This is a genomic window from Klebsiella sp. CD33 (assembly GCF_051992865.1).
Lineage (GTDB): Bacteria > Pseudomonadota > Gammaproteobacteria > Enterobacterales > Enterobacteriaceae > Klebsiella > Klebsiella pneumoniae.
Window position 1 is genome coordinate 180,875 of the sequence record NZ_CP197023.1, and the last position, 15,424, is coordinate 196,298.

At 57.3% G+C, this 15,424-nt stretch carries 13 protein-coding genes; 7 read left to right on the plus strand and 6 right to left on the minus strand.

Annotated features, from left to right (window positions below):
• Positions 1–118 precede the first annotated feature (118 nt).
• Positions 119–2,152 (minus strand): alpha-amylase, encoded by a 2,034-nt coding sequence (locus ACR809_RS00895; RefSeq protein WP_002922358.1) that lies wholly within the window; start codon positions 2,150–2,152, stop codon positions 119–121.
• A 314-nt stretch (positions 2,153–2,466) separates the two neighbouring features.
• On the opposite strand from ACR809_RS00895, the gene ACR809_RS00900 reads away from it, so the two are divergent.
• On the plus strand, positions 2,467–3,285 hold the full coding sequence (locus ACR809_RS00900) for a protein bax (protein WP_004188166.1): 819 nt from the start codon (positions 2,467–2,469) through the stop codon (positions 3,283–3,285).
• Between the two features lie 39 nt (positions 3,286–3,324).
• Here ACR809_RS00900 and xylR read toward each other — a convergent pair whose 3' ends face one another.
• The 4 genes from xylR to xylF form a co-directional block, all read right to left on the minus strand.
• Positions 3,325–4,503, minus strand: a complete 1,179-nt coding sequence (gene xylR / locus ACR809_RS00905) for a D-xylose utilization transcriptional activator XylR (protein ID WP_004145231.1) — start codon at positions 4,501–4,503, stop codon at positions 3,325–3,327.
• Between the two features lie 232 nt (positions 4,504–4,735).
• A complete protein-coding gene (gene xylH, locus ACR809_RS00910; RefSeq protein ID WP_002922349.1) occupies positions 4,736–5,917 on the minus strand; it encodes a xylose ABC transporter permease XylH in 1,182 nt (393 codons plus the stop codon).
• Positions 5,895–7,436: a xylose ABC transporter ATP-binding protein gene (locus ACR809_RS00915; protein ID WP_002922346.1), complete on the minus strand. Its 1,542-nt coding sequence runs from the start codon at positions 7,434–7,436 to the stop codon at positions 5,895–5,897. The genes xylH and ACR809_RS00915 overlap by 23 nt, the downstream gene beginning before the upstream one ends.
• Before the next feature lie 64 nt (positions 7,437–7,500).
• Complete coding sequence (xylF, locus tag ACR809_RS00920; protein WP_122051031.1) at positions 7,501–8,496, minus strand: D-xylose ABC transporter substrate-binding protein; 996 nt, start codon at positions 8,494–8,496, stop codon at positions 7,501–7,503.
• 494 nt (positions 8,497–8,990) lie between these two features.
• Here xylF and xylA point away from each other — a divergent pair, with 494 nt between their 5' ends.
• The 4 genes from xylA to yiaA all read left to right on the plus strand — a co-directional run bounded on the left by xylA (position 8,991) and on the right by yiaA (position 12,878).
• Positions 8,991–10,313 carry a xylose isomerase gene (gene xylA, locus ACR809_RS00925; RefSeq protein ID WP_002922139.1) on the plus strand — a complete coding sequence of 441 codons (1,323 nt, stop codon included), beginning with the start codon at positions 8,991–8,993 and terminating at the stop codon, positions 10,311–10,313.
• Between the two features lie 92 nt (positions 10,314–10,405).
• Positions 10,406–11,860: a xylulokinase gene (gene xylB, locus ACR809_RS00930; protein ID WP_004150156.1), complete on the plus strand. Its 1,455-nt coding sequence runs from the start codon at positions 10,406–10,408 to the stop codon at positions 11,858–11,860.
• A gap of 168 nt (positions 11,861–12,028) precedes the next feature.
• Positions 12,029–12,400: an inner membrane protein YiaB gene (gene yiaB, locus ACR809_RS00935; RefSeq protein ID WP_102098602.1), complete on the plus strand. Its 372-nt coding sequence runs from the start codon at positions 12,029–12,031 to the stop codon at positions 12,398–12,400.
• A 31-nt stretch (positions 12,401–12,431) separates the two neighbouring features.
• Positions 12,432–12,878, plus strand: a complete 447-nt coding sequence (gene yiaA, locus ACR809_RS00940; protein ID WP_004188180.1) for an inner membrane protein YiaA — start codon at positions 12,432–12,434, stop codon at positions 12,876–12,878.
• A gap of 26 nt (positions 12,879–12,904) precedes the next feature.
• Here yiaA and ACR809_RS00945 read toward each other — a convergent pair whose 3' ends face one another.
• Positions 12,905–13,900 (minus strand): acyltransferase, encoded by a 996-nt coding sequence (locus ACR809_RS00945; RefSeq protein ID WP_004173929.1) that lies wholly within the window; start codon positions 13,898–13,900, stop codon positions 12,905–12,907.
• 179 nt (positions 13,901–14,079) lie between these two features.
• Between ACR809_RS00945 and ACR809_RS00950 the strand changes: the two genes are divergently transcribed.
• Positions 14,080–14,379 (plus strand): YsaB family lipoprotein, encoded by a 300-nt coding sequence (locus ACR809_RS00950; protein WP_002922129.1) that lies wholly within the window; start codon positions 14,080–14,082, stop codon positions 14,377–14,379.
• A gap of 127 nt (positions 14,380–14,506) precedes the next feature.
• Complete coding sequence (gene glyQ / locus ACR809_RS00955; protein ID WP_002922128.1) at positions 14,507–15,418, plus strand: glycine--tRNA ligase subunit alpha; 912 nt, start codon at positions 14,507–14,509, stop codon at positions 15,416–15,418.
• Positions 15,419–15,424 lie beyond the last annotated feature (6 nt).

Genomic DNA, 15,424 nt, shown 5'->3' on the forward strand with positions numbered 1-15,424 from the left:
TGGCGTGGTGCAAATCGGCGGGAGGAGGCGGATTTTTATCTTTATCCTGTATATTGCTATTTTGTTAGCATTTTGTTCTGAATGGTGGCTCCCCGCAGGGCGGAGAGCCACATGTGGATTACTGCTGCTGCCCGGCCCAGATGACCATCACTTTGTCTTCACCGCTCTCACGCACGAACCCGTAACCACGCGACATCGACAGCGTTGTCTGTTTGCCCATGCCGATTGCCGGATGGCGAGCGCGGAACTGGCCGATCTTCTGCCAGTGGGTAACGCTGCGGGCCGCCTTGCCGTTGACATCCTGCCAGTTCATCTCCGAGCGGGTGCCCTGCAGCGGGTCCGAGCCGGTGGGGCCGAACGGGCGCGATGATTCGTCGCCATAGAAAATCTGCACGGCGCCAGGGGCCAGCAGCAGTAGCTCCGCCGCGGTGGTGCCGCCTTCGCGGAACAGCCGCGTATCGTGCGAGGAGAGGTAGCTCAGGACGTTAAAGCTCTGCAGCTTGTCCGCCATTTGCTGCCAGGTGAGGTCAATATTGGCCATACAGGTCGCCGCTTTCGCCGCCTGGTCCTGGTAGTCGAAATTGATCATCGCATCAAAACCGTGGCGATAATAATCGCTCTGCATCACTCCATGTCCCCAGGCTTCGCCAGTCATCCAGAACGGCGCCGCATCCAGCGCTTTATCCGGATTGGCTTTCTTCCACTCCGCCAGCGCGGCGGTGGCCTGGGTTTTTAACTGCTGCCAGGCGTCCATCTCCACATGTTTGGCGGTATCGACGCGGAAGCCATCGATGCCGTAGTCACGTACCCACTGGCTCAGCCAGTGTGTCAGATAGTCGCGCGGCGTATAGCCCGGGATCGCTTTCGCTGCGGTGTCTGGTTTATGGCTATAGAAGTTCGGCAGGCCTGAGACCTCCTTCGATTCGGTTTTCAGGTCCGGCAGGAAGGCCAGCGACATGGTGAGATCGTCATAGCCCGGATTGTCGTAATCGCCGATATCGGTGCGGATCCACTTCTTACCCCACCATTTCTCCCACCCGGCTTTGTCGCTGAAGTTGATATAGTCGTTAAAGCTGTGCCAGGTCTGTCCCGCGCCCGGCTTCCAGTCCGTCCAGCGCTCGCCGAGAGTTTTTTTCAGCTCATCTCCTTGCAGATACAGGGAGCCGAACTGGAACTCCTGCATGTCGGCCAGGGTGGCGTAGCCGGCATGGTTCATCACCACGTCGAACAGAATACGTATTCCGCGCTTATGCGCTTCATCCACCAGTCGGCGGAGATCCGCTTCGGTCCCCATGTTGGCGTCCAGTTTCGACCAGTCCTGGGTGTAATAGCCGTGGTAGGCGTAGTGAGGGAAATCGCCCTTCGTGCCGCCGCCGACCCAGCCGTGGATCTGCTCGAGCGGGGAGCTGATCCACAGGGCGTTAACTCCCATCTGCTGCAGATAATCCAGCTTGCTGGTTAATCCCTGCAGGTCGCCGCCGTGGAAGGTGCCGATCTCCTGCATGCCGTCTTTATGGCGACCATAGCTGTTGTCGTTGGCCGGGTTACCGTTTACGAAGCGATCGGTCAGGACGAAGTAGACGGTGGCATTGTGCCAGTCAAACGGCGCCGGGGCGGCCGTCTCGGCGCGCTCAAGCAGCAGTAGGCCATTGCTGCCGAAGGCGGGCTGCAGGGTGATTTTGCCGCCGCTGACGGTCGCGACATTGCCGCTGTAGAAATCGCGGACCTTGCTGCCCTCGGCGAAGGTTTTGCTGACGTCGATGGTCAGAGGTTTTCCGTCCCACTTCGGACACTGGCGGATTTGCGGCGCCGCGGCGCTGGTCTCTTTTTCCTCCAGCGAAATCATCATCGTTGGCGTGCCGGAACGGGTATCCACCTCCAGGGTATACAGACCCTGGCGGAAGATGCGCCATTGCGGCGGTGTGCCGCGACAGGGCTCCATGGACAGCATCTGGTTGAGCTTAATGCCGCCGGAAGGCTGCCAGCACTGCTGGTCAAAATTTAGCTGCAGGGGACGTGTACCCTTCTCAACCACTTTCTGGCTGATGAATCGGCCGGTCCCTTCTTCGGTAAAAGCAGGAAAGTCGGTGGTAGTCCAGGCGGCAAAGGCCATCCCAGGCACGAATAACGTGGCAAGCGCAGCGAGTTTCATTGCGAGATCCTGTGAGCGGTTTTTATCTAGTGTGCCTTGTCGCCGCGCGGGTGAACTCCTCCTGACGCGCGTTTTACCAGGAGGATGAAAAGGGGTGAGTGACACCGCTCAAAAAATAGGCTAAAAATGAGACGAAGCTAGCAATTTAGCGCTGGCGATGCGCCGCAGAAACCGATTTCAGATGACAGCAATTCGGAATTGGACTATTTCTGTTGATGCCCTCAGTGCGTATTTTTGATACTATTAGCGATTCAGCTATCGTTTTTTTGTGAAAAACAAGGTGTTGGAATGCATATATCCGACCAGGAGACCTGATGATATCGAATCCCATACGACGATATGGGGCCGCCATACTTATGTTACTAACCTGCATCTTTTCAGGTAGTGTGTTGGCGACAACGCACACAGCGACAAAGAGTCATAAAGCCCCAACGGTAAAGAAGATAAGTAGTACTAAGGTAAGCAGTAAACAAGAGTATTCTCGCAATAGTGTAAAGAGCAGTTCACTTCCTGACTTGCGAAAATACCCTTCCGGAACACCAAGGAAAAAAGCGTTTCTCCGGACGGTCATGCCTTATATTACCAAGCAGAATCAGGCGATTACTGCGGATCGTAACTGGCTTATTTCCAAGCAGTACGATGCTCGCTGGTCACCGACTGAGAAGGCGCGCCTGAAGGATATCGCTTCCCGTTATAAGGTGAAGTGGTCAGGTAATACGCGTCATGTGCCCTGGAACGCGCTGCTTGAGCGTGTCGACATTATTCCGAACAGCATGGTGGCGACCATGGCGGCGGCGGAAAGTGGCTGGGGTACCTCCAGGCTGGCGCGCGAGAATAACAACCTGTTCGGCATGAAGTGCGGCGCCGGTCGCTGCCGCGGCGCGATGAAAGGTTACTCGCAGTTTGAGTCGGTAGAGCAGTCGGTGCAGGCTTACGTAACAAACCTGAACACCCACCCGGCCTATTCTTCTTTCCGCAAGTCGCGCCTGCAGCTGCGCAAGGCGGATCAGGAAGTAACTGCCAGCACCATGATCCATAAGCTGAAGGGGTATTCGACCAAAGGGTCGAGCTACAACAACTATCTCTTCGCGATGTATCAGGACAATCAGCGGCTCATCGCCGCCCATCTGTAATCCGGATGCCCGGCCTTGTCGCCGGGCATTTTTTTTACCCTACAGCATCACCTCGCTGTGCCGATCGCGGTACTCCTTCGGCGTCACGTCGTACTCCTTCTTAAACACCGAATAGAAATATTGCAGCGATGGATAGCCGCACATCTGCGAAATCTCATTGATCGACAGACTAGTGGACACCAGCAGGCTGCGCGCCTTTTCCAGTTTTTCGCTGTGGATCACCGTGTGGATGGTCTCCCCGACCTCCTCTTTGAAGCGTTTTTCCAGATTAGAGCGAGAGATGCCCACGGCGTCGAGCACCTGTTCCACCTTGATGCCTTTGCAGGCATTGTTGCGAATGTAATGCATCGCCTGTATCACGGAGGGATCGTTTAACGACCGGTAGTCGGTGGAGCGTCGCTCAACGACGCGCATCGGCGGGATCAGCTGGCGCTGCAGCGGGAGGGCCTCGTTATTCAACAGCCGGTGGAGTAATTTTGCCGCCTGATAACCCATCTGGCGGGTGCCCTGGGCGACAGAGGAGAGGGCGACGCGAGAGAGATAGCGGGTTAGCTCCTCGTTATCGATGCCGATAACGCACAGTTTCTCTGGCACCGGGATATGCAGCAGCTCGCAGGCCTGCAGGACGTGGCGGGCGCGGGCGTCGGTGACGGCGATGATGCCGGTTTGCGGCGGCAGGGTTTGCAGCCAGTCGGCGAGCCGGTTTTGCGCGTGCTGCCAGTTCTCCGGCGCTGTCTCCAGCCCCTGGTAGACCACGCCGCGATACTTCTCCTTCGCGACCAGCTGGCAGAAGGCATACTCGCGCTCTACCGCCCAGCGTTTACCGCTGGAGGTGGGGAGTCCGTAAAACGCGAAGCGGTGCACCCCTTTTTCCTTCAAATGGAGAAAAGCGCTTTCCACCAGCGCGGCGTTGTCGGTGGCGATATAGTGGACCGGCGGGTACTGCTCTGGCTGATGATAAGATCCGCCGACGCCGACGATGGGCACGTGGACATCGGCCAGCAGCTTTTCGATTTCGGGATCGTCATAGTCGGCGATAACGCCATCGCCCAACCACTCTTTGATGTTTTCGATGCGTGCCCGAAAGTCCTCTTCAATAAAGATATCCCATTCCAACTGGGAGGCCTGCAGATACTCGCCGACACCTTCAACTACCTGGCGGTCATAAGCTTTGTTGGCGTTAAATAACAGCGTAATACGGTGACGCTTTTCAAACATAGATAATGTTCCTGCTCTAACCCCGGTCATACCCCTTCATTCAAGATGTTGCCGATGGCCTGACTTACCACTCATCCCGGCCACGTACGCCGGTACGCGGCCGGGGGCGCCGTCTGCAACCCGAATGATGTTGGGTATACACTACCGGCTAATGCCCGAGATATTTCAAGCGCCTTATGGCGAAGTTTGGCGGTAGCGCAAAGAATTCAGACATTCTTCAGAGAGTCTCTCCTTATGCGCGCCGCTTGGTGGCAGAGTCCATCCACACCGCCAGCAGCAAAATGGCGCCTTTAACGATATATTGCCAGAAGGTGGCGACGTCCATCATGCTCATACCGTTATCCAGGGCCGACATAATAAACGCCCCCATTACCGCCCCGGCGACGCTGCCGATGCCGCCCGCCAGGCTGGTGCCGCCGATGACGCAGGCGGCGATGGCGTCCAGTTCGGCGATATTGCCCGCCGAAGGCGACCCCGCGCCGAGCCGTGAGCTGAGGATTAGCCCGGCAATGGCGACCATCAGGCCGTTAATGGCAAACACCGCCAGCTTGGTACGCTCGACGTTAATCCCGGACAGACGGGCCGCCTCCAGGTTGCCGCCGATGGCGTAGATGCGGCGACCAAAGGCGGTGCGGGTGGCCATAAACAGGCCCGCCAGCAGCAGGGCGGCGAGGATCAGCACCGGGGTCGGTACGCCGCGATAGTCATTGAGCAGCCAGATTGCGCCCAGCACAATCACCGCGGTAATGGCCTGGCGGCCGACGGCGGCGGTGGAGGACGAGGTCGCCAGACCTAACGCCTGCCGGCGCATCCGCCCGCGCCACTGCCAGACGATAAACACCGCCATGCCGACAACGCCGATGCCGAAGCCGATGCCGTCTGGCAGGTAGCTTTGGCCGATCTGCGACATCGCCGGACTGGTGGGCGAGACGGTGGTCCCGTTGGTGATGCCGATCAGAATGCCGCGAAACGCCAGCATCCCGGCAAGGGTGACGATAAACGAGGGCACTTTGCGATAGGCTACCCACCATCCGTTCCACGCGCCGAGCAGCAGGCCCATCACCAGCGTCACCAGAATGGTGAGCGGCAGCGGCCAGCCGAGCCAGACGTCAAAGATCGCCGCAGCGCCGCCCAGCAGCCCCATCATCGAGCCAACGGACAAGTCGATTTCTGCCGAAATAATCACAAACACCATGCCGACGGCGAGGATGCCGGTGATGGCTGTCTGCCGCAGCAGGTTGGAGATATTGCGTGCGCTAAGGTAGGCGCCATCGGTAACCCAGGTGAAAAACAGCATAATGACGACGATGGCGGCGATCATCACGAAGACCTGGAGATTCAGCCCTTTTAGCGCCGGCAGGGCCGCGGGGGCGGTTGGGGTGAGTTTGATTTCAGACGACGTGTTCTTCGACATGGCGTTCGCTCCTCAGCGCGGCTTCCATCACCTGTTCCTGGGTCAGATGTTGATTAACCAAATTGGCTTTTAGTCTGCCTTCGTGCATGACCAGCACCCGATCGCTGAGACCGAGCACCTCGGGCAGTTCGGATGAAATGACAATGACCGCGATGCCCTGCTGCACCAGCTGGTTAATCAGTTTATAAATTTCATACTTCGCCCCGATATCGATGCCACGGGTGGGTTCGTCGAGGATCAGAATGCGCGGATTGAGTAGCAGACAGCGCGCCAGAATCGCCTTTTGCTGGTTGCCGCCGCTCAGACGGCCAATCGCCAGCTCCGGCGAGGAGGTTTTAATTTTCAAACGCTGAATGGACTGCTGAATGCAGTGCTGCTCGGCGGCGTCGTCCAGGCTGCTCATTGCGCCGGTGAACTGGTTGAGCGCCGCGAGGGTAATGTTTTTGCCCACCGCCATCACCGGCACGATGCCGTCTTTTTTGCGGTCTTCCGGCACCATGGCGATGCCGTGGGCAATGGCCTGCTGGCAGTTAGAGATGCTCACCGGCTGGCCATCAATAAAGATCTCCCCTTGCCAGCGCCCCGGCCAGACGCCGAACAGGCACTGTACCGCCTCGGTACGTCCGGCGCCGACCAGCCCGGCGATGCCGAGGATTTCTCCGCGACGCAGGGAAAATGAGACGTCATTGACCCGTTTAATATGGCGGTTTACCGGGTGCCAGGCGGTTAAATGTTCAACCCGCAGGATCTCCTCGCCGTGGGCGTGCGGCTCGCTGGGATAGAGCGCGGTGAGCTCGCGGCCGACCATCATGGTGATGATATCGTCTTCGCTCATGCCGCTGGCATCGCGGGTGCCGATGTGCTGGCCGTCGCGGATCACGCAGATCGTATCGGAGATCGCTTTGACCTCATTGAGCTTATGCGAGATATAGATGCAGGCGATATCGTGGTTTTGCAGATCGCGAACGATCGCCAGCAGCGTCGCGGTTTCTTGTTCGGTTAAGGAGGCGGTCGGTTCGTCGAGGATCAGCAGGCGAACCTGTTTATTCAGCGCCTTGGCGATCTCCACCAACTGCTGCTGACCAAGGCCGAGGTCGCCGACGCGGGTATCGGGGGAAATGGGCAGATTGACCTGCGCCAACAGCTTCTGACAGCGCAGCGTCATGGTTTCATAATCCAGCAGACCATGGCGGGAGATCTCGGCGCCGAGGAAAATATTCTCCAGCACGGTGAGATGTTTCACCAGCGCCAGCTCCTGATGAATAATGGCGATGCCTTTGCGTTCGGTATCGCGAATATGGTTTGCCTGCAGCGTTTCGCCGGCAAAAATAATCTCGCCCTCATAGCTTCCGTGCGGATAGATACCGCACAGCACCTTCATCAGCGTCGATTTCCCCGACCCATTTTCACCGCATAACGAGACCACCTCGCCTGCGTTCAGGCGCAGGCTGACGTTATCCACGGCTTTAACAGCGCCGAAGGTTTTGGTGATGTTCTTCATTTCGAGTAGCCAGGTCATAAAGACTCCGCAACAGTGATATCCGGCGGGATGAAAATGACGCCCCGCAGCGGGGCGTCAGCCATTACAGTTCACTCTTTTTATGGAAACCGTCTTTAATCACCGTGGCGTCGATATTCTCTTTATTCACCTCAATTGGCGTTAACAGGCGCGAAGGGACGTCTTTTAAGCCGTTATTCAGCGTGGTATCGGCCTTCGGCTGCTTATCGTTACCCAGCTCAACGGCGATTTCAGCGGCGTTGCTGGCCAGGGTGGTAATCGGTTTATAGACGGTCATCGTCTGGGTACCGGAAATAATGCGCTTCACGCCCGCCAGGTCAGCATCCTGACCGGAGATCGCCACTTTGCCGGCCAGCCCCTGGGCGGTTAAGGCCTGGATGGCGCCGCCAGCGGTGGCGTCATTGGAGGCGACCACGGCATCGATCTTGTTATTATTCGCCGTTAGCGCATTTTCCATTATTTTCAGCGCGTTCTCCGGTAGCCAGCCGTCAACCCACTGATCGCCGACAATCTTAATTTTGCCATCATCGACATACGGCTTGAGAACCTTCATCTGTCCGGCGCGGAACAGTTTAGCGTTATTATCCACCGGCGAACCGCCCATCAGGAAATAATTACCCTGCGGCACTTTGTCGACCAGACTTTGCGCCTGCATTTCACCAACTTTTTCATTATCGAAAGATATATAGAAATCAATGTCGGCATTATTAATCATACGGTCATAGGCCAGGACTTTAATACCTTCCTGCTTGGCTTCTTTAATAACGTTACTGAGTACCTGGCCGTTATAAGGAATAATGACTAACACATCGACGCCGCGGTTGATCATGTTTTCAATTTGCGACATCTGCGTTTCTTCATTGCCATTAGCGGACTGGACAAAAACTTTGGCGCCTAAGGATTCCGCTTTATTGACGAAAATATCACGGTCTTTCTGCCAGCGCTCCAGACGCAGATCGTCGATGGCCATGCCAATCTTCACTTCTTTCGCCATCCCCGCCATGCTGGCGAGCAGGAGGGAGCTGGCGCAAAGCGTAAGGCAAAGGTTCTTTATCTTCATAATAACGATACCTTTTTTGTAAGGGTAGGTAAGACGAACGGAAAATAATGTTTGATACATGAGGTTGCGGATACGTTACAGATTCTTAACGCGGAAAGCAGGGCTGGCAATTACCGGTTCTTATTTTGCCGTTATGAAATTTCGTTTAATGTGCAAATTATGACGGCGATCGTATTTTATTCATGCACGCTCTTATTATTGCACTGGACTGTCTCTGACAAAGCGGCGCAACGGCGACTGGATATTATTTTTGCGAGCTGGCGCACGTTTGTGGATTCTCTCAATGGCGGTGTGAAATAACGTAATTGAGGAAAATGAAAGCGAAATTCTATATTGGCTTAAACCCGTCATACTTCAAGTTGTAGGTGGGTTGGTGACATTCGTTGCTCCGCCCCTGGTTACCGGGGACTTGCGCTCCTGCCGCCTTCCTGCAACTCGAATTATTTAGGGTATCTGATTGGTTATTCGCCGCATCTCTGAATATGGAGTTCTCTATGCAGACCTATTTCGATCAACTCGATCGCGTTCGTTACGAAGGCCCGAAATCCACTAACCCGCTGGCTTTCCGTCATTACAACCCGGATGAACTGGTGCTGGGCAAACGGATGGAAGATCATCTGCGTTTTGCGGCCTGTTACTGGCACACCTTCTGCTGGAATGGCGCCGATATGTTTGGCGTGGGCTCCTTTGATCGTCCCTGGCAGCAGCCTGGCGACGCCCTGGAGATGGCCAAACGTAAAGCCGATGTGGCGTTCGAATTCTTCCATAAACTCAACGTGCCTTACTACTGCTTCCACGACGTTGACGTCTCGCCGGAAGGCGCTTCGCTCAAGGAGTACAGCAATAACTTCGCCCGGATGGTCGAGGTGCTGGCTGAGAAACAGCAGCAGAGCGGCGTGAAGCTTCTGTGGGGGACCGCAAACTGCTTTACCAACCCGCGCTACGGCGCCGGCGCGGCCACCAACCCGGATCCGGAAGTATTTAGCTGGGCGGCCACCCAGGTGGTCACCGCCATGAATGCCACCCATCAACTGGGCGGTGAAAACTATGTGCTGTGGGGCGGTCGCGAGGGCTATGAAACCCTGCTGAATACCGACCTGCGCCAGGAGCGTGAGCAGATTGGCCGCTTTATGCAGCTGGTGGTGGAGCATAAGCATAAAATCGGCTTTAAAGGCACGCTGCTGATTGAGCCCAAACCGCAGGAGCCGACCAAGCATCAGTATGACTATGATGCCTCTACCGTTTACGGCTTCCTCAAACAGTTTGGTCTGGAAAAAGAGATTAAACTGAATATTGAAGCTAACCATGCCACGCTCGCCGGCCATTCGTTCCATCATGAAATTGCGACGGCCATCGCGCTGGGGCTGTTCGGCTCCGTCGACGCCAACCGCGGCGATCCGCAGCTGGGCTGGGATACCGACCAGTTCCCGAACAGCGTCGAAGAGAATGCGCTGGTGATGTATGAAATTCTTAAAGCGGGCGGCTTCACTACCGGCGGCCTCAACTTTGATGCGAAAGTGCGCCGGCAGAGCACCGACAAATACGACCTGTTCTATGGTCATATTGGCGCGATGGATACCATGGCGCTGTCGCTGAAAGTTGCGGCGCGGATGATTGAGGACGGTGAGCTGGATAAACGCGTGGCCAGACGCTACGCTGGCTGGAACGGTGAGCTGGGGCAGCAGATCCTTAACGGGCAGATGACCCTGAGCGATATTGCCCAGTATGCCGCTCAGCATCAGCTGGCGCCGCAGCATCGCAGCGGCCAGCAGGAACAACTGGAAAATCTGGTCAACCATTATCTGTTTGACAAGTAATCATGCGGCGGCGCCCGGCGTGACCGGCGCCGCAACCAGGATGCTCTGTTCGCGCCACGCTCAGCCGTGGCGCGCGTTTAAGGAGAGGGAGTATGTATATCGGCATCGATCTGGGGACGTCGGGCGTCAAAGCCATCCTGCTCAATGAGCAGGGTGAGGTAGTGGCATCGCATACCGAAAAACTCACCGTCTCGCGTCCGCATCCGCTGTGGTCGGAGCAAGATCCCGAACAGTGGTGGCTGGCGACGGACACGGCGATGAAAGCCCTGGGCGCGCAGCATAGCCTGCGCGACGTGAAGGCGCTGGGCATTGCCGGACAGATGCACGGCGCCACCCTACTGGATAAATCGTTACAGGTGTTGCGTCCGGCCATTTTATGGAATGACGGCCGCTGCGCCGAAGAGTGCCAGCTGCTGGAAGACAAAGTCAGCGCTTCCCGGCAGATCACCGGCAACCTGATGATGCCGGGCTTTACGGCGCCGAAGCTCTTATGGGTACAGCGCCACGAGGCGGCGGTGTTCAGCCAGGTCGATAAAGTGCTGCTGCCCAAGGATTATCTGCGCCTGCGCATGACCGGCGAGCTCGCCAGCGATATGTCTGACGCCGCCGGCACGATGTGGCTGGACGTCGCCCGGCGCGACTGGAGCGACGAGATGCTCGCCGCCTGCGATCTCAGTCGGGATGCGATGCCGGCGCTGTTCGAAGGCAGCGATGTCACCGGGCAACTGCGACCTGAGGTGGCGCAGGCGTGGAATATGCCGCCGGCGCTGGTGGTGGGCGGCGGGGGCGACAACGCCGCGGGCGCGGTCGGGGTCGGCATGGCCGATGCCGGTCAGGCGATGCTGTCGCTGGGCACCTCAGGCGTCTACTTCGCCGTCAGTGAAGGGTTCCTTAGCAAACCCGAAAGCGCGGTGCACAGCTTCTGCCATGCCCTGCCGGGCCGCTGGCATTTGATGTCGGTGATGCTCAGCGCGGCCTCCTGTCTGGACTGGGCGGCAAAATTAACCGGTCTCGCCAGCGTGCCGGCGCTGATCGCGGCGGCGCAGACGGCGGATGAAAGCGCCGGTCCGGTGTGGTTCCTGCCCTATCTGTCTGGCGAACGCACGCCGCACAACAACCCGCAGGCTAAGGGCGTCTTTTTTGGCCTGACGCATCAGCATGGGCCGGCAGAGCTGGCGCGGGCGGTGCTGGAGGGGGTGGGCTATGCGCTGGCGGATGGTATGGACGTGGTGCACGCCTGCGGCATCAAGCCGCAGAGCATCACGCTTATCGGCGGCGGGGCGCGCAGCGCTTACTGGCGGCAAATGCTGGCGGATATCAGCGGCCTGCAGCTCGATTACCGTACCGGGGGCGATGTCGGCCCGGCGCTGGGGGCGGCCAGGCTGGCGCAGCTGGCGGTTCACGACGAGGCAGACCGCCCCGGGCTGCTGAAGCCGCTGCCGCTTGAACAAGCCCATCGCCCGGACGATCGCCGTGTGGCCCACTATGCGCCGCAGCGGGAAACCTTCCGCCAGATTTATCAGCAACTGAAACCGCTGATGTCTTAGCCTCAGTCCGTCCGGCAGCGCCGGGCGGATTCCCTTCCTGAATGTCCCGGCTACATCCATCCATAAATGCGTATTTATTTATTCCGAAATCTCCGCTTTGTCGTACGTAATCTGAGGCATCGCCGAGGGAGTCGGTCATAATCAGCCCCTGTCGACCAGGGAGGTGAGATGATCACAAAACGCAATATTGCCAGGGGGATGATGGCGACAGGATCGCTGGTTTATCTGCTCGGTATCTGGCGGACCTGCCCGCTGTTCAGCGGCAAAGGGTATTTTCTCGGCGTGCTGGTGATGGGGATGTTTACTGTTCTCGCCCATCAGCGCGCCAGTCAGTGGCAGGAACAGGACGACGGTTTTATTGCCTTATGCCGGCTGGTGCTGCTGCTATCGGTCGGCCTGCTGCTGGTCGGCGCCTGGTATGTACCGGCAGACTGGCATGAAAAAGCCGTCTATATCGCGGCATGGTTTGTCTGCTTATACGGCGCATCGGCAACCCCCGAACGGACCCGCATCGCCCGCGCGATGCAAAAAACGGAATAAGCGCCGCCCCGAGGCGCGTAAAAGGTAAAAAGTGATGGAAAACAAGCACGCGACGTATTCTCCTGCGTTTCATTTGATCTCCTGGATTGCCCTGATCGGCGGCATCGTCACCTATCTGGTGGGGCTGTGGAATGCCGATATGCAGTTGAATGAGAAAGGCTATTATTTTGCCGTCCTGGTACTGGGGCTGTTTGCCGCGGCATCTTATCAAAAGACGGTGCGCGATAAGTATGAAGCCATTCCGACCACCGCGCTGTACTACACCACCTGTCTGGTGGTCTTCGTTATCGCTGTAGGTCTGCTGGTTATCGGACTGTGGAATGCCACTCTGCTGCTCAGCGAGAAAGGGTTCTATGGGCTGGCGTATTTTTTGAGCCTGTTTGGCGCTGTTGCTGTACAGAAAAACGTGCGTGATGTCTGGGACCCGACGCGCTTACGGGAACCTCTCAGCGTGACGGAAGAGGGGCCTGAGACGTAAGTCGGGCCCCTCCGGGCGGCGGACCGTTAGCTGACCAGCCGGCGGCTATCAATCCGCTGCACCAGGCCTGACAGCAGCAGGCTGCCGAGCAGGGCGGCGCTAAATATCCACACAATATCCAGCAGCGGCCAGCGGGATAGCTCCAGATGGCTGGCGCGCAGCGCATGCACTATCAGGGCATGAAAGCCGTAGATCCCCAGCGAATGTCGCGCAATGCAGGCGATACCGGGCAGGGGACGCGCGTTAAGCCAGTTTTTGGCCAGCGTCAGCAGGGTGACCGCGCAAACAAACACCGCCGGTCCGCAGTAGAGATACCAGGTGTCGCCGAAGTCTCCGCGCCAGCGCAGCTCATGCAGCGTGCCGCGGGAAATGACCCACACGGCGGCGATGAACAGCGCGGCGCAGAGCGGTGTTAGCCATTTTTTATCGGTGTCCAGGGTGCCAATGGCTCTGCCCAGCACGCCGTAGAGCACGTAGTAGAAGGTGTCGCCGTTGATATAGAGGTTGACTGGCAGCCACTCAATCCCGGCGGCTTTAACGCTGACCATATTGGGGTTGGCCAGAATGCCGAGGATCGCCATCAGCGCCAGCAGCATTGTGCTACTGGTGGACTTAACCTGAAGCAGCGGCGAGAGCAGGTAGATGACGGTGATAGCAAAGAAAAACCACAGGTGGTAGAAGACGGGCTTCTGCAGCAAATTCTTTAACGACAGCTCGACGTTGATATGGGTAAACAGCGTGATATACAGCAGAGATAGCGCGCTATAGAACGCAATGCACAGGCCAATCCGCCAGAAATGGCGCGGCTGGGCGCTGCGTTCCCCAAAAAAGAGGTAGCCCGAGATCATAAAAAACAGCGGCACGCTGACGCGGGAGGCGGAATTGAGCAGATTGGCGATATCCCATTGCAGCAGGGTAATCGCATGGGGGTGAGTGATATACCAGCTGGTGCTGTGGATCATCACCACCATCATGCAGGCGATGCCGCGCAGGTTGGTGATCCAGTGTATCTTTTCTTGCATCAGTCCCTCAATGTCTGCTGGCGAAATAAGATATGACCTGCCCGGTTTCCCGGTGTCGCAATAGATTAGTCTGAGTTTTCGGTCACAGACTTGTCGCAGTTTCATGATATTCGCAAAATACCTGTAATACTGAATCTTTAGGATAACAACTTGCTAACAAGGCGGTGGAGGAGAACGTGGTGAAAGGTGTTGTTTCCGTCATGCTGGTGCTGCTCCTCGCGGGCTGCAGCGAGACCGTCTCCCCGCCGACGCAAAAAGCGCAGCGCGCTCGTATTACGCCGCAAACCACGCTCAATATGGCGCAGCTTTGCAAGGATCAGGCGGCTATCCGCTATAACACGCAAACGCAGCTCGTTGACGTGAACCACTTTGAACAATTCCAGGCGAGCTATGAGCTTTCTGGCCGTACCGGCAAGAATGAGCGTTTCATCTGTTCCTTTGACCCGGACGGCCAGTTTATGCATCTTTCGATGCGCTGAATCGACCCCGCCTGGCGTAAATTTCGTCCGTTTTCCTGAAACAACGCCGTTTCGTACTGTATATCTCGCAGCCAGCGGGTATACTGACTCCTTCCTTTAAATCCACACGTATCCAGCACGAAATCATATGCAAAAGTTTGATACCAGGACCTTCCAGGGCCTGATCCTGACCTTACAGGATTACTGGGCTCGTCAGGGCTGCACCATTGTTCAACCACTGGACATGGAAGTCGGCGCCGGCACCTCTCACCCGATGACCTGCCTGCGCGCGTTAGGACCGGAGCCGATGGCGACCGCCTACGTACAGCCTTCCCGTCGTCCAACCGATGGCCGCTATGGCGAAAACCCGAACCGTTTACAGCACTACTATCAGTTCCAGGTGGTGATTAAACCCTCTCCGGACAACATCCAGGAGCTGTACCTCGGGTCGCTGAAAGAGCTGGGTATGGACCCGACTATCCACGACATTCGCTTTGTCGAAGACAACTGGGAAAACCCGACGCTAGGCGCCTGGGGTCTGGGCTGGGAAGTGTGGCTCAACGGCATGGAAGTGACGCAGTTCACCTACTTCCAGCAGGTCGGCGGCCTCGAGTGTAAGCCGGTGACCGGCGAGATCACCTACGGTCTGGAGCGTCTGGCGATGTACATCCAGGGTGTGGACAGCGTCTATGACCTGGTCTGGAGCGATGGCCCGCTGGGGAAAACCACCTACGGCGACGTGTTCCACCAGAACGAAGTGGAGCAGTCCACCTATAACTTCGAATATGCCGACGTCGACTTCCTGTTCACCTGCTTCGAACAGTATGAGAAAGAGGCCCAGCAGCTGCTGGCGCTGGAGACCCCGCTGCCGCTGCCGGCCTACGAGCGTATTCTGAAAGCGGCTCACAGCTTCAACCTGCTGGATGCGCGTAAAGCCATCTCCGTCACCGAGCGTCAGCGCTATATCCTGCGCATTCGCACCCTGACTAAAGCAGTGGCGGAAGCGTACTACGCTTCCCGTGAAGCGCTCGGCTTCCCGATGTGCAACAAGAATAAATAAGAGGCG